The following is a 19,777-nucleotide window of genomic DNA, read 5'->3' as shown; positions in this document are numbered from 1 at the left end:
TGCGCCCTGCCCGGTCCGCTCCGGCCCGGCCCTGTGAGGTCCCGCCGGCCCGTCCCGCCCGCCCCGCCCCGCCCGCCCCGTCCGGTCCGCCCCGTCCGGTCCGCGCCGGATCAGCTCGGGTAGGGCAGCAGGCCCGCGTCCGTCTTCTCCCAGGCCGCCCGCAACTCCGCCAGCCGGGCCGGCTCCACGGCCGCCTTGTCGGCCTGCTCCCGGATGTCCCCGGCCAGGTTGAAGAGCTGGTCCCGGCCGGACTTGCCGCGGTAGTACTTCCAGTCGCCGCGCCGCAGCGCCCGCTCCCCGCGGACCCGCCAGAACAGGTTCCGCTCGGCGACGCGCTCGCCGCGCAGCAGGTATCCGGCCAGGCTCACCCCGTCCAGCGGGTAGGCCCGGTTCGGCCGGGTCCCGGCCAGCTCCAGCAGGGTCGCCGTCCAGTCCGGGCTGAAGACGGGGACGTGGCTGACCTGGCCGCCGTCCAGGCGCGCGGGCCAGCGCACGATGTTCGGCACCCGGATCCCGCCCTCCTGCAGCGAGGCCTTGTTGCCGGAGAGCGGCCAGTTGTAGGAGAAGCGCTCGCCGCCGTTGTCGCTGGAGAAGACGACGACGGTGTCGCGGGCCTGCCCCGAGCGGTCGAGGGCGCGCAGCACCTCGCCGATGGAGCGGTCCAGGTCCTCGACCATCTCCTTGTACTTCTCGACCGAGCCGCCGTCCTGGTGCCACAGCGCGCGCCCGTCGCCCGCCTTGATCCGCCGGACGATCTCGGCGCTCTGCTCGGTGTCCCCGTCGGCGATCCACGGCCAGTGCGGGGTGGTGAAGTTGAGGTTCAGCAGCCACGGCTTGCCGCCGTGGTCGCGGGAGACGTACTCGCTCGCCCGCTCGGTGATGATCCGCGTGTAGTAGCGCAGGTCCTTGTACTCGGCGTCGCCCTCGTAGAGGTCGTACTCGCCGCCCAGGCCCAGCTTGGAGTAGTACTCCAGGGCCCCGCCGAAGTTCCCGAAGAACTCGTCCCAGCCGGACCTGGTCGGGCTGTAGTCGGGGAGGTGGCCCGCGTGCCACTTGCCGATCAGCGCGGTGGCGTAGCCGGACTCCTTCAGCAGCGAGGCCAGCGTCGGATGCGTCGGCTCCAGGCCCGCCGACTTGTCGGCGATCGGCTCGGCGAGCCCGCCCTTGGTTCGGCCCGGGTAGCGGCCGGTGTACAGGCTGAAGCGGGTCGGCGAGCAGGTCGCGGAGCCGGAGTAGGCGTCGGTGAAGCGGACGCCCTGGCGGGCGAGGCGGTCCAGGTTCGGGGTCTTGATGTGCGGGGACCCGTACGAGGACAGGTCGGCCCAACCGAGGTCGTCCCCGAGGATGAACAGGATGTTCGGCCGCCGCGACTGCCGCTCCCGGGCGGCCCGGAACTCCCGCTCCTGGGGGCCGGCATCCTGGGCCGCGGCCGCCGCCGGGGCCGCTCCCAGCCCCACGGCGGCGGTGGCCGCGGTCGCTCCGACGGCGCCGCCGAAGGCACGGCGGGACAGCTTGGATTCATACGAAGACACAAGTACTCCAGGGCATGGCGGCGCGGCCGGCCGACGGCGGCGCGGGACGGCGCGCGGCATCGGCGGCAGCCGCCGGCGAACGGCGAAAACAAGCCGGTGAGGCGGAGGGGGAAGGCAGCGGAAAAGGACGCGGAGCGGCCGAACGGCCAAGGCCCGCTTGGACCCGGACGGGCCGGAAGGGGGAAATGATCAGCCAGGGGTCACTGCACCGCGCCGCATGGCTACGGGCGACAGATGGCGCTCGCGACACGGACCAGGTCTACGTGGCGGCGCTCGACGAGGGTGACGGAACGGTCACCGAGAGGCTGCATGGGTCGAGAGCCTGTACGAGTGCGCTCGTAGATGTCAACAAGGGCATCCGAATACCGAGACGGGGGTGATCCGTCACCCTCTGTGCTGTGACATTTCCCGGCCGTCGCGAATTCGGACCAGTGGTCGATCTCGCCTACACTCGGGGTGTGCCTCGTGGTGATGGACGACTCAACCACGACCTGCTCCCCGGCGAAAAGGGCCCCCAGGACGCTTGTGGCGTCTTCGGTGTCTGGGCTCCGGGTGAAGAGGTCGCCAAGCTCACCTACTTCGGACTGTATGCATTGCAGCACCGCGGACAAGAGTCCGCGGGAATCGCTGTGAGCAACGGTTCCCAGATCCTCGTCTTCAAGGACATGGGACTTGTTTCCCAGGTCTTCGACGAAACCTCCCTCGGTTCGCTCCAAGGTCATATCGCGGTCGGTCACGCCCGCTACTCGACCACCGGGGCATCCGTCTGGGAGAACGCTCAGCCCACTTTCCGGGCGACCGCCCACGGCTCCATTGCCCTGGGTCACAACGGCAACTTGGTGAACACCGCCGAGCTCGCCGAGATGGTCGCCGACCTCCCGCGTCAGGACGGCCGTGCCACCCAGGTGGCCGCCACCAATGACACCGACCTCGTGACCGCCCTCCTCGCCGGCCAGACCGACGACGACGGCAAGCCCCTGACCATCGAGGAGTCGGCCGCCAAGGTCCTGCCTCAGGTCAAGGGCGCCTTCTCGCTCGTCTTCATGGACGAGGGGACCCTCTACACCGCCCGTGACCCGCAGGGCATCCGCCCGCTGGTCCTCGGCCGCCTCGAGCGCGGCTGGGTGGTCGCGAGCGAGACCGCCGCCCTCGACATCTGCGGCGCCAGCTTCGTCCGCGAGGTCGAGCCGGGCGAGCTCATCGCGATCGACGAGAACGGTCTGCGCACCTCCCGATTCGCGGAAGCGAAGCCCAAGGGCTGTGTGTTCGAGTACGTCTACCTGGCGCGCCCGGACACCGACATCGCCGGCCGGAACGTCTACCTCTCGCGCGTCGAGATGGGCCGCCGCCTGGCCAAGGAAGCCCCGGTCGACGCCGACCTGGTGATAGCGACGCCGGAGTCGGGTACCCCCGCCGCCGTCGGATACGCCGAGGCCAGCGGGATCCCGTACGGCTCCGGCCTGGTCAAGAACGCCTACGTGGGCCGGACCTTCATCCAGCCCTCGCAGACGATCCGCCAGCTCGGCATCCGCCTCAAGCTCAACCCCCTCAAGGAAGTCATCCGGGGCAAGCGCCTGGTGGTCGTCGACGACTCGATCGTCCGCGGCAACACCCAGCGCGCCCTCGTGAAGATGCTCCGCGAGGCCGGCGCGGCCGAGGTCCACATCCGGATCTCCTCGCCGCCGGTGAAGTGGCCGTGCTTCTTCGGCATCGACTTCGCCACCCGGGCCGAGCTGATCGCCAACGGCATGACGGTCGACGAGATCGCCACGTCGCTCGGCGCGGACTCGCTCTCGTACATCTCGCTCGATTCGATGATCGAGGCGACGACCATCCAGAAGCCCAACCTCTGCCGTGCCTGCTTCGACGGCGAGTACCCGATGGAACTGCCCGACCCGCAGCTCCTCGGCAAGCAGCTGCTGGAGAACGAGCTGGCCGGCGGCACGGACGCCGCCGACGCGCTCCGTCGCCCGTAGGTCCGTGGGCCGGCCCTCACCGGGCCGGCCCGGCTCCACCTGCGCCGGACCCGCCTTTGAGGCTTCTCCCGGGAGCCGGCACCACACGCAGCAACGACACGAAAGCTCTCGCCTGTCATGACAGAGAAGACCACCGGTGCCAGCTACGCAGCCGCCGGCGTCGACATCGAAGCGGGCGACCGCGCCGTCGAGCTGATGAAGGAGTGGGTGAAGAAGACGCAGCGCCCCGAGGTCCTCGGCGGCCTCGGCGGCTTCGCCGGCCTCTTCGACGCCTCCGCCCTCAAGCGCTACGAGCGCCCGCTGCTCGCCTCCGCCACCGACGGGGTCGGCACGAAGGTCGACATCGCCCGCCAGATGGGCGTGTACGACACGATCGGCCACGACCTGGTCGCGATGGTCATGGACGACATCGTGGTCTGCGGCGCCGAGCCCCTCTTCATGACCGACTACATCTGCGTAGGCAAGGTCCACCCCGAGCGTGTCGCGGCCATCGTCAAGGGCATCGCCGAGGGCTGCGTCCTCGCCGGAACCGCCCTGGTCGGCGGCGAGACCGCCGAACACCCGGGCCTGCTGGGTCCGGACGACTTCGACGTGGCGGGCGCCGGCACCGGTGTCGTCGAGTACGACCGGCTGCTGGGCGCCGATCGCATCCGTACGGGGGACGCCGTCATCGCGATGGCATCGTCCGGCCTTCACTCGAACGGGTACTCGCTGGTCCGGCACGTGCTCTTCGACCGGGCCGGGATGTCCCTGGAGCAGGAGATCGCGGAGCTCGGCCGCACCCTCGGCGAGGAACTCCTGGAGCCCACCAAGATCTACTCGCTGGACTGCCTGGCCCTCACCCGCACGGCCGAGGTCCACGCCTTCTCGCACATCACGGGCGGCGGCCTCGCGGCGAACCTGGCCCGGGTGATCCCGGACCACCTGCACGCCACGGTCGACCGCACGACCTGGGCCCCCGGCGCGATCTTCGACCTGGTCGGCAAGGCCGGTCAGGTGGAGCAGCTGGAGCTGGAGAAGACCCTGAACATGGGGGTCGGCATGATGGCCGTCGTTCCGCAGGAGTCCGTCGAGGTGGCGCTGACCGCGCTGGCCGACCGGGGCGTCGACGCCTGGGTCGCGGGCGAGATCCTGGACCGCGGCGACCGTACCGAGGGCGCGACCCTCACCGGTTCCTACGCGAGCTGAGCAGCACTGAAACCCGGCCCTGGGCAATGCCCGGGACCGGGTTTCGGTATTTGCTTCTATTGGTGCAGACGCCCGAGAGCGTCAAGCGCCGCGACGCTGTGCCGACGGACCGGACTCTTCGTCCTCGTCCTCGTCGTCATCGCTGTTGTACAGATCCGCGTACTTGGCGTACGGGTCGTCGTCGTCCTGATCGTCATCGACTTCGACCGGCTCGCTGATAGGCAGCGGCTCTGTCGGCGATGCGCCCAGCTCATTGGCCAGACGCGAGAGGTCAGTCCCGCCGCTGTTGTACTTCAGCTGGCGGGCGACCTTTGTCTGCTTGGCCTTGGCCCGGCCGCGCCCCATGGCTCGACCCCCTCGGTGACGGGGCTCGACGGCCCCAGAGTCTGACACGCGTTCATGGTTCGGAGCGGGCTCTCCGTGGAGAGACCGTCCGTAGGGGTTTAACGGTACCTGCTTCCGCGGCCATACGGTACGCCGCCCGCATGACGCGCCCCGGTGCAGAACCAACAAGGCGCCCCGTCCTCGCTGGTCAACCGTGATTTTAACGCGTTCCTGGCCCGCGACCCGCCGAAGTGCAGTGAGTTCTGTCTCCCCGCACCCCGGCGGGCGCGCCGAAGTGTCCCCGGAAGGGTCAGACCGCGCGGGCGGCGCGGGCGTCCGCCATCCGCTGCTCGGCGATCCGGTCGGCCGCGGCGGCCGGCGGAATGCCGTCCGACTTCGCGCGAGCAAAGATCTCCAGGGTGGTGTCGAAGATCTTCGTGGCCTTGGCCTTGCACCGGTCGAAGTCGAAGCCGACCAGCTCGTCGGCGACCTGGATCACGCCGCCCGCGTTGACGACGTAGTCCGGGGCGTAGAGGATCCCGCGGTCTTCGAGGTCCTTCTCGATGCCGGCGTGGGCGAGCTGGTTGTTGGCCGCGCCGCAGACGATCCGCGCGGTGAGGGCCGGCACGGTGTCGTCGTTCAGGGCGCCGCCCAGCGCGCAGGGGGCGTAGATGTCCAGGCCCTCGACGCGGATCAGCGCGTCGGTGTCGGCGACCGCGGTGACCTTGCCCCGGTGCTTGTCGAGGATCCGCTGCACGGACTCCTCGCGCACGTCGGTGATCACGACCTCGGCGCCGTCCTCGAGGAGGTGCTCGACCAGGTAGTGGCCGACCTTGCCGACACCGGCGACGCCGACCTTGCGGCCGCGCAGCGTCGGGTCGCCCCACACGTGCTGGGCGCTGGCGCGCATCCCCTGGAAGACACCGAAGGCGGTGAGCACCGAGGAGTCGCCGGCGCCGCCGTTCTCGGGGGAGCGGCCGGTCGCCCAGCGGGTCGCGCGGGCCACGACGTCCATGTCCGCCACGAAGGTGCCGACGTCGCAGGCCGTCACGTAGCGGCCGCCGAGGGACTCCACGAACCGGCCGTAGGCCAGCAGCAGTTCCTCGGACTTCAGGACGTCGGGGTCGCCGATGATCACGGCCTTGCCGCCGCCCAGGTCGAGACCGGCGAGGGCGTTCTTGTACGACATGCCGCGCGAGAGGTTGAGCGCGTCACGGACGGCCTCCTCGTCGGAGGCGTACGCGTGGAAGCGCGTGCCGCCGAGGGCGGGGCCCAGGGCGGTGGAGTGGATGGCGATGACGGCCTTGAGGCCGGTGGCGCGGTCCTGGCACAGCACGACTTGCTCGTGTCCGCCCTGCTCCGTGCGGAACAGGGTGTGCAGGACGCCGTCGGTCATTTCGGTCACGGTGGTGACTCCCATGGAAGAGATGCGGCGGATTCCACGCGCGCCCTGCGGGTGGGGGCGAGCGTGCTGGGAGCAGAGTAAGACCTCCCGGGCGTGCGGAGGCGACCTGTCCAGAGATCGGAACTCTCCCGGAGTACGAGGGGGCGTGCGGAGTACCGCGGCGCCGCCGGGGGGAGTACGACAGCGTGAGCGAAACCCCCGATCCCCCGCGGCCCTCCGTGCGCCCGGCGCCGACCGTTCCGTACGCCTCCTACCTGCGCGTCTACGAGCCCCTCGCGGCGTTCCCCGAGCCGGAGCGTGCGCACTGGGCCGACTACGCCCGGCGCGGGACGGCCCCGACCGCCCAGGACGAACTTCGCCGGTCGCTCACCGACTTGGTGCGGGTCCCCGTGGTGGGGGTGCCGGCCCACGAGAGCGCGGACGCGTTCACGGCGGAGGTCGACGGGGTGCTGCTGGTCTGCCCGTGGCGGACCAGGCTGCGCGGCTGGCTGGCGCTCCAGGAGCTGGTCGAGTGGTTCCCGCTCCCGGTGCTCGACGCGGCGCTCCCGCCGACGGCCCGCAGGCGGGCCGCTGAGGAGTACGAGCGCTGGCGCGAGCGGAACCCGGACGCCCGGCCGTGGATCCGCACGGGGGTGTGGCAGGTCCCGCTGCGCTGGTTCGTGCTGGTGGCGGACGAGGAGCGGGAGTACGTGCCCGGCGAACGGCTGCGCTACCGGACGCCCATGGTGCAGGCCCGCCGCCGGCTCGCGCGGACCCTGCGGACGCTCCGGGAGGCGGAGGGCCACGGCTACGAGCCGCTCGCCGAGGGGCTGGTGGAGGTCGGGAGCTGGCTGGAGGAGTTCCATCCGAAGTCGATGGTCGAGCTGGACTACGGCGGACTGCTGCACGCGCTGCCGGCCGACCGGCTGGCGGACGACCGGTCCGCGGGGGAACTGGCGGCGGGCGTCGCGGCGCTGCGGGCCGGTGACACCGGAGGGGCTGCCGAGGCGTACGGGGAGCTGGCGGACCGGTGGAGGGCAGTCCGGGAGAGACTGTTCGCGAATTAGTCGGCGGGGGGGGTCCCCGGGCTCCGCGGGGCCCACGGACACCGTTCCGTACCGGTGCGTATCGGTCGATCGGCCATAAGTCGCTGATCAGCGGCCTGATCATGGCATTCGGGACGTAGTGCCAGGACCTACGTCCCGATACGGGCCATTGGCCCAAGCGTGACGGACCGCACTAACTACACCCTTGCGCCCTTCCCCTACCCTCGTGCCAAAATAGGACAAGGAGTCCGGGGAGGGTTCCTTCCGCCCAACTAAGGGCGGAATGCTCGGCATTGCGCTCTACGGGGGGTCTGACGACTCCTGATTGTTCTGTGACTGATCGTCACAGTGGGGTGACTGTCCGTTATGGGGCGGTCCATCGGGCTTCCGCCGCTGATGAACACCTCGGAGGGCAATTCCGTCGGTTTGGCCCTTGGGGCTGGACGGATGGTGTAGTTGTAGTGCCGAGGACAAGCCGTTCGTCCTATAACCGACTCGGCCCGCGTATGTCCATTTCGGGCAACGCGGGCCAAGGTGCAGAATTTAGAGGAAAGAACCGAGATGGTTCGGTTCTCCCGAGGAGGCCGCTCATGACCGCTCGCACCCCTGATGCCGAGCCGCTGCTGACCCCGGCTGAGGTTGCCACGATGTTCCGCGTGGACCCGAAGACGGTCACCCGCTGGGCCAAGGCTGGCAAGCTCACGTCCATCCGCACCCTGGGTGGACACCGCCGTTACCGCGAGGCCGAGGTCCGCGCACTGCTTGCGGGAATTCCGCAGCAGCGCAGCGAGGCCTGAGGTTCGCAGCACCCCTTTTAGGGGACATCTCCCGGCATCAGCCGGGGGAGGGTCTGAATCGGGTCCCCCAATCCGACGAAACCCACACAGCTTCATGCGACGGGACCTGCCCCAACAGTTCCTGTCGTCCGATCGCGCTGGACTCCGCCGGGTCCAGCGCGATCTTTTTTATGCGCTGGTCAGGGCGGTGCGGGGTGGCGCGGGCAGCGTCGGCGATGAGGTGCCATTGCACATATTAAATCGAGGCCGCGTAGGGGTGCGATAAACGTGCGAGTCTCAAAAACTCATGTGGTGACTCCCGTCACAGATGATCACTCTTGTATTTCCGGCAATGCACCCCGTAAGGGGACGTGCACGGCGCAGCGCATCATGCGAACGGGGGATTCCCGGGACGGCGGGCCGGGGCGGAAGGTGCAGGAAGGGCCGGAGGGACCTCGCAGGCCGACCGGTCGGTAACCGGACCCCTCCGTGAGGATCTATGCACCCCACCGAGGGCCTATGCGGCCCCCTGAGGCCCTCCGGGGGTCTCCGTGGTCACGGGGCCCGCCGTGGTGAAGACGGCGCCTCCAGGGCGTCCCCAGGGCCACCCGGGGCGAACGGGCCTGTCAACGCGTCAGGGCCCGTATCCCTGGGGGGATACGGGCCCTGACGTTGTTGCGATCCTGACGGGACTTGAACCCGCGACCTCCACCTTGACAGGGTGGCGAGCTAACCAACTGCTCCACAGGACCTTGTTTCGCAGCCGATCGGCGTGGCTGCGAAACAGACTGTACAGCAGCTCAGGGGGTGCGGTCGAACCCGATCACGGGGCCGCCGCGTCGACGGCCTTCACGATGCGCTTGTCGGAGATCGGATACGCCGTGCCGAGCGCGTGCGCGAAGTAACTCACCCGCAGTTCCTCGATCATCCAGCGGATGTCCGTGACGGCCGACGGGACGGGCCGGCCCTTCGGCAACTGCTCCAGCAGCCAGGCGTACTCGTCCTGCATCTCGTGGACCTTCTCCATGCGCGTGGTGTCGCGCTGGACGCCCGTGGGCATCTGCTGGAGCCGCCGGTCGGCCGCCACCAGGTAGCGCATCAGGTCCGCCAGCCTGCGCAGTCCCGTGAGGGTCACGAAGCCGGCCGGCATGAGGGCGGCCAGCTGGGTCTTCACGTCCTGGATGTTGGCGACCAGGGCCAGGCTGCTCGTGGACTTGAGCCGCCGCTCGCAGGCCTGCCAGGCGGCCAGCACCTGCTGGACCTGGCCCACCGTCCGCACGGTGGTGTCCACCAGGTCGGCGCGGACCGCCTCGTAGAGCTTGCGGAAGCCCGCCTCGTCCCACGCGGGGCCGCCGTGGTCGGCGATCAGCTTGTCGGTCGCGGCGGTGGCGCAGTCGTCGAACAGCGCCTGGATGGAGCCGTGCGGGTTCCTGGACAGGGCCAGCTTCTGCTGGTTCGTCAGATGGTCCGAGGCGAACTTCGCCGGGTTCACCGGGATGTTCAGCAGGATGAGGCGCCGGGTGCCCAGCCACATCGCCTGCTGCTGCTCGGCCTCCGTGTCGAAGAGCCGTACGGAGACGCTCGAGCCCTCGTCCACCAGCGCCGGATACGCCTTCACCGGCTGTCCCGCCCGCCGGGTCTCGAAGACCTTGGCCAGCGTGCCGATCGTCCAGTCGGTCAGCCCGGTCCGCTCCACCGACTCCCCGCCGGCCCGCTCGGCCGTGGCCGCGGCGGCCTTGGAGAGGGCCTGGCGGGCCTTCGGCTTCAGCTTCAGCCGCAGCGTCTCCAGGTCCTTGTCCTCGGCGAGCTTCTTGCGACGCTCGTCGACGATCCGGAAGGTGATCTTCAGGTGGTCCGGGATCCGGGTCAGGTCGAAGTCCTCGGCCGAGACCGGCACCCCGACCATCCGCTGGAGCTCGCGCGCCAGCGTCACCGGCAGCGGCTCCTGCAGGGGCACGGCGGTGTCCAGGAAGCGGCCCGCGTAGTTCGGCGCGGGCACGTAGTGGCGGCGGATCGGCTTGGGCAGCGAGCGGATCAGCTCGGTGACTACCTCCTCGCGCAGGCCGGGGATCTGCCAGTCGAAGCCCTGGTCGGTGACCTGGTTCAGCACCTGGAGCGGGATGTGGACGGTCACGCCGTCCGCGTCCGCGCCGGGCTCGAACTGGTAGGTCACCCGGAACTTCAGCTGCCCCTGGCGCCAGGTGTCCGGATAGTCGGCCTTGGTGACCCCGGCCGCCTTCTCCGTCAGCAGCATCTCCCGCTCGAAGTCGAGCAGTTCGGGCTCGTCCCGCTTCTTGTGCTTCCACCAGGAGTCGAAGTGCGCCCCCGACACCACGTGCTCGGGGATCTTCTGGTCGTAGAAGTCGAAGAGCGTCTCGTCGTCCACCACGATGTCGCGGCGGCGGGCCCGGTTCTCCAGCTCCTCCACCTCGGTGAGGAGCTTGCGGTTGTCGGCGTAGAACTTGTGGTGCGTCCGCCAGTCGCCCTCGACCAGTGCGTTGCGGATGAACAGCTCGCGCGAGACCTCGGGGTCGATCCGGCCGTAGTTGATCTTCCGCTGGGCGACGATCGGTACTCCGTACAGCGTGACCTTCTCGTACGCCATCACCGCGGCCTGGTCCTTCTCCCAGTGCGGCTCGCTGTAGGTGCGCTTGATCAGGTGCTGGGCCAGCGGCTCCACCCACTCGGGCTCCACCTTGGCGTTCACCCGGGCCCACAGCCGCGAGGTCTCCACCAGCTCCGCCGACATCAGGAACTTCGGCTGCTTCTTGAACAGCGACGAGCCCGGGAAGATCGCGAACTTCGCCGACCGGGCGCCCAGGTACTCGTTCTTGTCGGTGTCCTTGAGCCCGATGTGCGACAGCAGGCCGGCCAGCAGCGAGATGTGGACGCTCGTCTCGGGGGCGTCGGCCTCGTTGACGTGGATGCCCATGGTCTTGGCGACCGTGCGCAGCTGCGAGTAGATGTCCTGCCACTCGCGGATCCGCAGGAAGTTCAGGTACTCCTGCTTGCACATCCGGCGGAACGAGGACGAGCCGCGCTCCTTCTGCTGCTCGCGGACGTAGCGCCACATGTTGAGGAACGACAGGAAGTCGCTCGTCTCGTCCTTGAAGCGGGCGTGGTTCTGGTCGGCCTGGGTCTGCTTGTCCGAGGGCCGCTCGCGCGGGTCCTGGATGGACAGGGCCGCCGCGATGACCATGACCTCGCGGACGCAGTTGTTCTTGTCGGCCTCGACGACCATGCGGGCCAGGCGCGGGTCGACGGGCAGCTGGGACAGCTGGCGGCCCATCTGCGTCAGCCGCTTCTTGGGGTCCTTCTCGGCCGGGTCCAGCGCCCCGAGCTCCTGGAGGAGCTGCACGCCGTCGCGGATGTTGCGGTGGTCCGGCGGGTCGATGAAGGGGAACTTCTCGATCTCGCCGAGGCCGGCCGCGGTCATCTGGAGGATGACGGACGCCAGGTTCGTGCGCAGGATCTCGGCGTCGGTGAACTCGGGACGGGCGTTGAAGTCGTCCTCGGAGTACAGCCGGATGCAGATGCCGTCGCTGGTACGCCCGCAGCGGCCCTTGCGCTGGTTGGCGCTGGCCTGCGAGATCCGCTCGATGGGCAGCCGCTGCACCTTCGTGCGATGGCTGTAGCGGGAGATCCGGGCGTTGCCCGGGTCGATCACGTACTTGATGCCCGGGACGGTCAGGGAGGTCTCGGCGACGTTGGTCGCGAGGACGATCCGGCGGCCGGTGTGGGGCTGGAAGACCCGGTGCTGCTCCGCGTGCGAGAGGCGGGCGTAGAGCGGCAGCACCTCGGTGAACCGCAGTTTCTTCTTGATCAGCGCGTCCGCGGTGTCGCGGATCTCGCGCTCTCCGGAGAGGAAGACCAGGATGTCGCCGGGCCCCTCCGCCTGGAGCTCGTCGACCGCGTCGCAGATGGCGGTGATCTGGTCCCGGTCGCTCTCCTCGCTGTCCTCCTCGAGGAGCGGCCGGTACCGGACCTCCACCGGATAGGTCCGCCCGCTGACCTCGACGATCGGGGCGTCCCCGAAGTGCCGGGAGAAGCGCTCGGGGTCGATGGTCGCCGAGGTGATGACGACCTTGAGGTCGGGGCGCTTCGGCAGCAGCGTGGCCAGGTAGCCGAGCAGGAAGTCGATGTTCAGCGACCGCTCGTGCGCCTCGTCGATGATGATCGTGTCGTACGCGCGCAGCTCGCGGTCCGTCTGGATCTCGGCGAGCAGGATGCCGTCGGTCATCAGCTTCACGAAGGTCGCGTCCTGGTCCACCTGGTCGGTGAACCGGACCTTCCAGCCGACCGTCTGGCCGATCTCGGACTTCAGCTCCTCCGCGATGCGCTCCGCGACGGTGCGGGCCGCGATCCGGCGGGGCTGGGTGTGCCCGATCATGCCCCGGACGCCGCGGCCCAGCTCCATGCAGATCTTGGGGATCTGCGTGGTCTTGCCGGAGCCGGTCTCGCCCGCGACGATCACGACCTGGTGGTCGCGTATCGCCTCGGCGATCTCGTCCTTCTTCTGGCTGACGGGCAGGTTCTCGGGATACGTGACCTCGGGCATGCGCGAGGCACGGCCGGCCAGTCGCGCGGCGGCCTTCGCGGCCTCCGCGGCGATCTCGTCGAGCACGGCCTGCTTGGCCTCGGGCTTGCGGATACGGCGGGCGCCTTCGAGGCGGCGGCCGAGGCGGTGCGCGTCGCGGAGGGAGATCTCACCGAGAAGCGTCTGCAGGGCGGCGAAGGAAGTAGACATACCTGATCGAGGATCTCACCTGGCCCCTCCGGGTGGCGAACGCATTTGTCGGGCGGACCCGTACCATTTCGGGACGAGTCCCCCGCCCCCCGTCCGTGAGAGGCCCCACGCATGCCCGTCGCCTCCGGCGCGGACCGCTTGATCCGCAGGCGTCCGGGACTCCGCCCCTGCCCGTCGCCTCCGGCGCGGGCCGCTTTGGGCGCGCTGGTTCGGGACTCCGTCCCCGTTCGCCGCAGCTGCCCGTCCCCCTGCGGCGCGCCGCACCCTCAGGCCGGCCCGCCCCCTCAGGCCGGCCCGCACTGTCCGGCCCGGCCGCACCCTCCAGCCCGTCCGGCGTTTGAGGACCGGGTCCGGGCGGAGCCCGGTTTCGGGAAGGGGCGGGGTGGGGGAAAGGCCCCGCGCAGCGGCCCGCACGCGCAGGGCCGTCGGGGCCGGGCGCGCGGCGGGGCACCTCCTCGGCCGTCGAACGTTTCCACGGGGTCGGCCGAAGTACGGGGTGGTTGCGTTCGACGCCCTGCGGGGGCGCCCCACCGCACACCCGACCCCGACGGCGCGGCGGTGCGGCCCGCGGGGCAAACCCCCACCACGCCCCCAGGCGAGGGCACCGCACCCACACCCATATCCGTATCCGCAGTCCTGGAGCCGCACCCCGTATGTCTTCCTCCCGCAAGTCCCCCCGGCCCTTCCTGATCCCCGCCGGCGTAGCCCTCGCCGCGGTGACCCTCGGGATCGTGTCCTGGCAGGCCACCGCCCCGGCGGAGAAGGGGTCCGGCGGGGCGGTGGCCGCCGCGCCGCCCCGTGAGGACCCCGCCGCCGCGCAGCTGAAGGCGCTGGCCCGCAGGGAGGACGGCGACAAACTCGCCGTGGGCCGCGCCGACGCGCCCGTCGTGCTGATCGAGTACTCCGACTTCAAGTGCGGCTACTGCGCGAAGTTCGCCCGCGACACCGAGCCCGAGCTGGTGAAGAAGTACGTGGCGGACGGCACCCTCCGCATCGAGTGGCGCAACTTCCCGATCTTCGGTGCCGAATCCGAGGCCGCCGCCAAGGCCGCCTGGGCGGCGGGCCGGCAGGACAGGTTCCAGCAGTTCCACGCCGCCGCGTACGCCGAGGGCGCGAAGGACAAGGGCTTCGGCGAGGACCGGCTGCTGGAGCTGGCCCGCGCGGCCGGGGTTCCCGACCTGGAGCGCTTCAAGGCGGACATGGCCGGGGACGAGGCCGCCGCGGCCCTGAAGAAGGACCAGGAGGAGGGCTACCGGATCGGCGTCAGCTCCACCCCGTCCTTCCTGGTGGGAGGGAAGCCGATCGCCGGGGCCCAGCCGCTCCGGGCGTTCGAGTCCGCCATCGCCGAGGCCGCCGCGGCGGCGAAGCAGTGACCATCGGATACCTGGCCGCCCTGCTCGGCGGCCTCCTCGCCCTGCTCAGCCCGTGCAGCGCACTGCTGCTGCCCGCCTTCTTCGCGTACTCGATCGACTCCGCCTCGCGGCTGCTGGCGCGGACCGGGATCTTCTACGCGGGCCTCGCCGGCACCCTCGTCCCGTTGGGGGCGGCGGGCTCGTACGCCGGGCGGTTCTTCCACGCCAACCGCGACGGGCTCGTCCTGGCCGGCGGCTGGCTGATCATCGCGCTCGGCCTCGCGCAGATCCTCGGCCTCGGCTTCGCGCCGAAGCGGCTCTCGGAGCTGTCCGGCCGGATCCGGCCGACCACCGCCCTGTCGGTGTACGCGCTGGGGGCGGTCTACGGCCTGGCCGGCTTCTGCGCCGGCCCGATCCTCGGCAGCGTGCTGACGGTGGCGGCGGTCAGCGGAAGCCCGGTCTACGGCGGCCTGCTGCTGGCGGTGTACGCGCTCGGGATGGCCGTACCGCTGTTCGTGCTGGCCCTGCTCTGGGAGCGGTTCGAGCTGGGCAGGCGGCGCTGGCTGCGCGGGCGGGCCCTGAAGGTGGGCCGCTTCGGGCTGCACACCACCTCGCTGCTGTCCGGGCTGTTCTTCATCGCCCTGGGCACGCTGTTCCTCGTCTACGACGGCGCGAGCGCGCTGCCGGGCCTGCTGGACGTGGACGACTCGTACGCGGTGGAGGAGTGGGTGCGGTCGGTGGCGGACGCGGTTCCGGACTGGGTGGTGCTCGGGCTGGTCGTGGCCGGGGCGGCGGCCTTCGCGCTGGTCCAGCGGCGGCGGGCGGGTGCCGGGGAGTAACGCAAGAAGCCCCGTCCGAGGACGGGGCTTCTCCACGTGGTCGGGGCCGGGGTCGAACCGGCGACCTATCGCTTTTCAGGCGATCGCTCGTACCAACTGAGCTACCCGACCAAGAGACCGTTTCCGGTCTCGGCGATCCTGACGGGACTTGAACCCGCGACCTCCACCTTGACAGGGTGGCGAGCTAACCAACTGCTCCACAGGACCTTGCAATGTGCGAGACAAGTCTCGCACACGGTAATGCGTACCCCCAACGGGATTCGAACCCGTGCTACCGCCTTGAAAGGGCGGCGTCCTGGGCCACTAGACGATGAGGGCTAAAGACCCACCGGGCACTTTCCAGCGCGTCGGGGACGTGAGAAGCATATGGGATCCGGGGAGCTATCGCCAAAACGGTTTCCCCCGGGGGGACAATGGCCCGGTGCTGGAGATGACGCGCGAGGAGTTCGAAGAGCTCGTCGCAGAGGCGCTGGACCGGATTCCGCCCGAGCTGACGCGGCTGATGGACAACGTGGCGGTGTTCGTCGAGGACGAGCCGCCCGCCCACGACCCCGAGCTGCTCGGACTGTACGAGGGGACCCCGCTGACGGACCGCGGCGAGTGGTACGCCGGGGTGCTGCCGGACCGGATCACCATCTACCGGAACCCCACGTTGCGGATGTGCGAGGACCGGGAGAGCGTGGTCGCGGAGACGGAGGTCACCGTGGTCCACGAGATCGCCCACCACTTCGGCATCGACGACGACCGGCTGCACGCCCTGGGGTACGGGTGACCCGGCCGGTCCCCGGTGCCGAGGCGATCGATCCGGACGTCGACCTCCATGTGCCCGCGCAGCGCGCCGAACCGCAGGGCCGGGTGCTCGCGGCGGTGGCGGCGGGAGGGGCCCTGGGGGCCTCGGCGCGGTACGGGGTCTCGCTGATCTGGCCGGCCGGGACGGGGGACTTCCCCTGGGCGACCCTGTGGGTCAACGCGGCCGGGTGCGCGCTCATCGGGGTGCTGATGGTGTTGATCAGTGAGGGCGGCCGGTCGGCCCACCCGCTGGTGCGGCCCTTCGCCGGTGTCGGCGTGCTCGGCGGCTTCACCACCTTCTCCACCTACGCCGTGGACTTCTCGCGGCTCCTGGACGAGGGCGAGGCCGACCGCGCGCTGGCGTACGCGGGGCTGACGGTCGTGGCCGCGCTGGGCGCGGTGTGGGCGGCGGCCTCGGTGACGCGGCTGGCGGTCCGGAGGCGGGCGGGCCGGGTGCCGGCCCGGTGAACTGGCTGCTCGTGGTGGCGGGCGCGGTCGTCGGCGCGCCGCTGCGCTATCTGACGGACCGGGCGGTGCAGGCCCGGCACGACTCGGTGTTCCCGTGGGGCACCTTCGTGGTGAACGCGTCGGCGTGCCTGGTACTGGGGGTGCTGACCGGGGCGGCGCTGGCCGGGGCGGCCTCGTCGCAGCTGGTGCTGCTGCTGGGGCCCGGGCTGTGCGGGGCGCTGAGCACGTACTCGACGTTCTCGTACGAGACCCTGCGACTCGTCGAACGCGGCTGGAAGTTCCTGGCCACGGCGAACGTGCTGGCGTCGGTGCTGGTCGGGCTCGGCGCCGTGCACCTGGGGTCGGAGCTGGCCCGGCAGCTGTTCGCCTGAGGGCGTGTCCCTTACGGGGCAAAGGGAGTTGGGCACATCGACCCGCTAGTGGACGCCGCTAGCCGACCCATCCCCAGGCTCCGGAGGTGCCCTGTGCGCCAGTTGACCGCTCCCCTCCGCCTGGCCGTCACCGCGCTCGCGGTCGCGGCCGCGGCGGGCTGCATGAGCGTCGGCCAGGACGAGGCGAAGCCCGGGCCCTCCTCCTCTTCGGACCGCCGGGGAGCGTCGGCCGGCGGAGGTTCCGCTTCCGGGAAGGGCGCCGGGGCGCACAGCGGCGTGCGCGGCGGCAAGGACGGTACGGGGAGCCAGGGCGGCAGAACCGAAGGCGACGGCAAGGCCTCGGGTGCGACCGGCGCCTCGCCGAGCCCGGGCGCGCCGAGCGGGCAGCCGGGGGTGCCCGCCCCGTCGGCGGGTCCGGGCGGCGGCGCGGGCGGCCAGGGGGCCCAGCAGCCGCCGACGGGCGGATCCGGTGGGTCCGGCGGGTCGGGGCCGGGCGGTTCCGGGGGGCCGGGTGGCTCGGGCGGCCCGGGTGGCGGACAGCAGTCGGCCAGCCCCACCCCGCCGCCGGCCACCACTCCGCCTGTGACGGAACCCACTCCGAATCCCTCGACCCCGCAGCCGGAGCCCAGCAACCCGCCCGGCCCGGGCCCGGCGGCCTAGGGCGCGGGTGGCGCCGGCCGCCCCTTCACCCCGATCCACGGCATCGGTGCAGGTCAGGTGGGTTTCTCCCGGAGTGACTTGCCAGACCCCGGGGAGGGTGCGTATGGTTATAGATCGTTTGATCCCATTGCCCGGCGCCGAATCCGAAGAGCGCCGTGTGGCGCGTACTCTCCCTAGCCGTGGCTGACCGCATTGAGGCGGTCGATTTGCGATTCACGGAGTTTGGGCGCGTGCCGAGACTCCGGAAGGTTTCGCATTTCGCATGTCCATTTCCAGTTCTGACCGCGCCGTCATGCCCGAGAACGACTCGAACGAGCTCGTCACCGACGAGATCATCGAGGCGCTCGAGGCCGACGTGACGACCGACCAGTCCATCGACTCCGCCGACTCGATCGAGTCCGCCGACTCCTTCGACGACGAGTCCGACGACGCCGACGCCGAGCCCACGATCACCTTCGCCGACCTCGGTCTGCCGGAGGGCGTCGTGCGCAAGCTCGCGCAGAACGGTGTCACCACCCCCTTCCCGATCCAGGCCGCGACCATCCCGGACGCCCTGGCCGGCAAGGACATCCTCGGCCGTGGCCGCACCGGCTCCGGCAAGACCCTCTCCTTCGGTCTGCCGACCCTGGCCCAGCTGGCCGGCGGCTTCACCGACAAGAAGAAGCCCCGCGCGATCATCCTGACGCCGACGCGTGAGCTCGCGATGCAGGTCGCGGACGCCCTCCAGCCCTACGGCGACGTGCTCGGCCTCAAGATGAAGGTCGTCTGCGGCGGCACCTCGATGAGCAACCAGATCTACGCCCTCGAGCGCGGCGTCGACATCCTCGTCGCCACCCCGGGCCGTCTGCGCGACATCATCAACCGCGGCGCCTGCTCCCTGGAGAACGTCTCGGTCGCGGTCCTCGACGAGGCCGACCAGATGGCCGACCTGGGCTTCCTGCCCGAGGTCACCGAGCTGCTCGACCAGATCCCCGGCGGCGGCCAGCGCATGCTCTTCTCCGCCACCATGGAGAACGAGATCGGCACCCTGGTCAAGCGCTACCTGTCCAACCCCGTCACGCACGAGGTCGACAGCGCGCAGGGCAACGTCACGACCATGACGCACCACGTCCTCGTCGTGAAGCCGAAGGACAAGGCGCCGGTCACGGCCGCCATCGCCGCCCGCAAGGGCCGCACCATCATCTTCGTCCGCACCCAGCTGGGCGCCGACCGCATCGCCGAGCAGCTCGTCGAGGCCGGCGTGAAGGCCGACGCGCTGCACGGCGGCATGACGCAGGGCGCCCGTACCCGCGTCCTCGCGGACTTCAAGGACGGCTACGTCAACGCGCTCGTCGCCACCGACGTCGCCGCCCGAGGCATCCACGTCGACGGCATCGACCTGGTCCTGAACGTGGACCCGGCCGGCGACCACAAGGACTACCTGCACCGCTCGGGCCGTACCGCCCGCGCCGGCAAGTCGGGTGTCGTGGTCTCCCTGGCCCTGCCGCACCAGCGCCGCCAGATCTTCCGGCTGATGGAGGACGCGGGCGTCGACGCCTCGCGCCACATCGTCCAGGGCGCCGGCGCGTTCGAGCCGGAGGTCGCCGAGATCACCGGTGCCCGTTCGCTGACCGAGGTCCAGGCCGACTCCGCGAACAACGCCGCCAAGCAGGCCGAGCGCGAGGTCGCCGAGCTCACCAAGCAGCTGGAGCGTCTGACGCGCCGCGCCGCCGAGCTGCGCGAGGAGGCCGACCGCCTGGTCGCCCGCTCCGCCCGTGAGCGCGGCGAGGACCCGGAGGCCGCCGTCGCCGAGGTGGCCGAGGCCGCCGAGGCCGAGGTCGCGGCTGCCGCCGCTGCCGCTGCCGCCGAACTGGCCGCGCAGGAGCGCCGCGAGGAGAACCGCGCCCAGCGCGACGACCGCGGCAACTTCGAGCGCCGTGACAACCGCGGTGGCGACCGTGGCGGCTTCCGCCGTGACGACCGCGGCGACCGTGGTGACCGCGGCGGTGACCGTGGCGGCTTCCGCCGTGACGACCGCGGCGACCGTGGTGACCGCGGTGGCGACCGTGGCGGCTTCCGCCGTGACGACCGTCCGTCCTCCGGTGGTTTCCGTCGTGACGACCGTCCGTCGGGTGGTTTCAACCGTGACGACCGCGGTGGCGACCGTGGCGGCTTCCGCCGCGACGACCGTCCGTCCTCGGGTGGTTTCCGCCGCGACGACCGCCCCTCCTCGGGTGGTTTCCGCCGCGATGACCGTCCGTCGGGTGGTTTCAACCGTGACGACCGCGGTGGCGACCGTGGCGGCTTCCGCCGCGACGACCGTCCGTCCTCGGGTGGTTTCCGCCG

At 70.8% G+C, this 19,777-nt stretch carries 15 protein-coding genes and 4 tRNA genes; 10 read left to right on the top strand and 9 right to left on the bottom strand.

Annotated features, from left to right (window positions below):
* Window positions 1-110: 110 nt before the first annotated feature.
* Both ACIGFK_RS06995 and ACIGFK_RS06990 read right to left on the bottom strand, forming a co-directional pair.
* The gene (locus tag ACIGFK_RS06995; RefSeq protein WP_376657970.1) at window positions 111-1,592 is read right to left on the bottom strand and encodes a sulfatase-like hydrolase/transferase; all 1,482 of its coding nucleotides are present in this window, start codon (window positions 1,590-1,592) and stop codon (window positions 111-113) included.
* A 161-nt stretch (window positions 1,593-1,753) separates the two neighbouring features.
* The gene (locus ACIGFK_RS06990) at window positions 1,754-1,843 is read right to left on the bottom strand and encodes a putative leader peptide (RefSeq protein ID WP_376657969.1); all 90 of its coding nucleotides are present in this window, start codon (window positions 1,841-1,843) and stop codon (window positions 1,754-1,756) included.
* Between the two features lie 147 nt (window positions 1,844-1,990).
* Here ACIGFK_RS06990 and purF point away from each other — a divergent pair, with 147 nt between their 5' ends.
* On the top strand, window positions 1,991-3,508 hold the full coding sequence (gene purF / locus ACIGFK_RS06985; protein WP_376657968.1) for an amidophosphoribosyltransferase: 1,518 nt from the start codon (window positions 1,991-1,993) through the stop codon (window positions 3,506-3,508).
* A 117-nt stretch (window positions 3,509-3,625) separates the two neighbouring features.
* Window positions 3,626-4,696 carry a phosphoribosylformylglycinamidine cyclo-ligase gene (gene purM, locus ACIGFK_RS06980; RefSeq protein ID WP_384750241.1) on the top strand — a complete coding sequence of 357 codons (1,071 nt, stop codon included), beginning with the start codon at window positions 3,626-3,628 and terminating at the stop codon, window positions 4,694-4,696.
* Window positions 4,697-4,777: 81 nt separating this feature from the next.
* Here purM and ACIGFK_RS06975 read toward each other — a convergent pair whose 3' ends face one another.
* Together ACIGFK_RS06975 and ACIGFK_RS06970 are read right to left on the bottom strand one after the other, a co-directional pair.
* Window positions 4,778-5,041, bottom strand: coding sequence for a DUF3073 domain-containing protein (locus tag ACIGFK_RS06975; RefSeq protein WP_376657966.1), 264 nt, complete (start codon window positions 5,039-5,041; stop codon window positions 4,778-4,780).
* A 289-nt stretch (window positions 5,042-5,330) separates the two neighbouring features.
* Complete coding sequence (locus tag ACIGFK_RS06970; RefSeq protein WP_400050857.1) at window positions 5,331-6,425, bottom strand: Leu/Phe/Val dehydrogenase; 1,095 nt, start codon at window positions 6,423-6,425, stop codon at window positions 5,331-5,333.
* Window positions 6,426-6,610: 185 nt separating this feature from the next.
* On the opposite strand from ACIGFK_RS06970, the gene ACIGFK_RS06965 reads away from it, so the two are divergent.
* Together ACIGFK_RS06965 and bldC are read left to right on the top strand one after the other, a co-directional pair.
* Window positions 6,611-7,471: a hypothetical protein gene (locus ACIGFK_RS06965; RefSeq protein ID WP_376657964.1), complete on the top strand. Its 861-nt coding sequence runs from the start codon at window positions 6,611-6,613 to the stop codon at window positions 7,469-7,471.
* A 569-nt stretch (window positions 7,472-8,040) separates the two neighbouring features.
* On the top strand, window positions 8,041-8,247 hold the full coding sequence (gene bldC, locus ACIGFK_RS06960) for a developmental transcriptional regulator BldC (RefSeq protein WP_003949541.1): 207 nt from the start codon (window positions 8,041-8,043) through the stop codon (window positions 8,245-8,247).
* Between the two features lie 657 nt (window positions 8,248-8,904).
* Here bldC and ACIGFK_RS06955 read toward each other — a convergent pair.
* Window positions 8,905-8,978: transfer RNA gene (locus ACIGFK_RS06955), tRNA-Asp, on the bottom strand.
* 71 nt (window positions 8,979-9,049) lie between these two features.
* Window positions 9,050-12,973, bottom strand: a complete 3,924-nt coding sequence (gene hrpA, locus ACIGFK_RS06950) for an ATP-dependent RNA helicase HrpA (protein ID WP_386469775.1) — start codon at window positions 12,971-12,973, stop codon at window positions 9,050-9,052.
* A 653-nt stretch (window positions 12,974-13,626) separates the two neighbouring features.
* On the opposite strand from hrpA, the gene ACIGFK_RS06945 reads away from it, so the two are divergent.
* Both ACIGFK_RS06945 and ACIGFK_RS06940 read left to right on the top strand, forming a co-directional pair.
* On the top strand, window positions 13,627-14,346 hold the full coding sequence (locus tag ACIGFK_RS06945) for a DsbA family protein (RefSeq protein WP_386472781.1): 720 nt from the start codon (window positions 13,627-13,629) through the stop codon (window positions 14,344-14,346).
* Window positions 14,343-15,164, top strand: coding sequence for a cytochrome c biogenesis CcdA family protein (locus tag ACIGFK_RS06940; RefSeq protein WP_376657961.1), 822 nt, complete (start codon window positions 14,343-14,345; stop codon window positions 15,162-15,164). The genes ACIGFK_RS06945 and ACIGFK_RS06940 overlap by 4 nt, the downstream gene beginning before the upstream one ends.
* A gap of 37 nt (window positions 15,165-15,201) precedes the next feature.
* On the opposite strand, the gene ACIGFK_RS06935 is transcribed toward ACIGFK_RS06940, so the two are convergent.
* From ACIGFK_RS06935 to ACIGFK_RS06925, 3 genes are all read right to left on the bottom strand, one after another.
* Window positions 15,202-15,275: transfer RNA gene (locus tag ACIGFK_RS06935), tRNA-Phe, on the bottom strand.
* A 22-nt stretch (window positions 15,276-15,297) separates the two neighbouring features.
* Window positions 15,298-15,371: transfer RNA gene (locus ACIGFK_RS06930), tRNA-Asp, on the bottom strand.
* Window positions 15,372-15,409: 38 nt separating this feature from the next.
* Window positions 15,410-15,482, bottom strand: a tRNA-Glu gene (locus tag ACIGFK_RS06925).
* A 103-nt stretch (window positions 15,483-15,585) separates the two neighbouring features.
* On the opposite strand from ACIGFK_RS06925, the gene ACIGFK_RS06920 reads away from it, so the two are divergent.
* The 4 genes from ACIGFK_RS06920 to ACIGFK_RS06905 all read left to right on the top strand — a co-directional run.
* On the top strand, window positions 15,586-15,936 hold the full coding sequence (locus tag ACIGFK_RS06920) for a metallopeptidase family protein (RefSeq protein ID WP_376657960.1): 351 nt from the start codon (window positions 15,586-15,588) through the stop codon (window positions 15,934-15,936).
* On the top strand, window positions 15,933-16,421 hold the full coding sequence (locus tag ACIGFK_RS06915; RefSeq protein WP_376657959.1) for a CrcB family protein: 489 nt from the start codon (window positions 15,933-15,935) through the stop codon (window positions 16,419-16,421). Before ACIGFK_RS06920 ends, ACIGFK_RS06915 begins: the two co-directional genes overlap by 4 nt.
* A complete protein-coding gene (gene crcB, locus ACIGFK_RS06910; protein ID WP_376657958.1) occupies window positions 16,418-16,792 on the top strand; it encodes a fluoride efflux transporter CrcB in 375 nt (124 codons plus the stop codon). Before ACIGFK_RS06915 ends, crcB begins: the two co-directional genes overlap by 4 nt.
* A 922-nt stretch (window positions 16,793-17,714) precedes the next feature.
* Window positions 17,715-19,777, top strand: a 2,063-nt coding sequence (locus tag ACIGFK_RS06905; RefSeq protein ID WP_400050854.1) for a DEAD/DEAH box helicase, incomplete at its 3' end; no start/stop codon positions are given.

The sequence above is a fragment of the Streptomyces sp. NPDC085524 genome, assembly GCF_044541755.1.
GTDB lineage: Bacteria > Actinomycetota > Actinomycetes > Streptomycetales > Streptomycetaceae > Streptomyces.
This window is presented reverse-complemented; position numbering and strand designations above follow the sequence as displayed.

Coding starts and splice junctions, on each gene's coding strand:
- ACIGFK_RS06995 (WP_376657970.1), bottom strand. CDS start 1,592: ATGCCGCGCGCCGTCCCGCGCCGCCGTCGGCCGGCCGCGCCGCCATGC.
- ACIGFK_RS06990 (WP_376657969.1), bottom strand. CDS start 1,843: ATGCAGCCTCTCGGTGACCGTTCCGTCACCCTCGTCGAGCGCCGCCAC.
- purM (WP_384750241.1), top strand. CDS start 3,626: ATGACAGAGAAGACCACCGGTGCCAGCTACGCAGCCGCCGGCGTCGAC.
- ACIGFK_RS06975 (WP_376657966.1), bottom strand. CDS start 5,041: ATGGGGCGCGGCCGGGCCAAGGCCAAGCAGACAAAGGTCGCCCGCCAG.
- bldC (WP_003949541.1), top strand. CDS start 8,041: ATGACCGCTCGCACCCCTGATGCCGAGCCGCTGCTGACCCCGGCTGAG.
- hrpA (WP_386469775.1), bottom strand. CDS start 12,973: ATGTCTACTTCCTTCGCCGCCCTGCAGACGCTTCTCGGTGAGATCTCC.
- ACIGFK_RS06945 (WP_386472781.1), top strand. CDS start 13,627: ATGTCTTCCTCCCGCAAGTCCCCCCGGCCCTTCCTGATCCCCGCCGGC.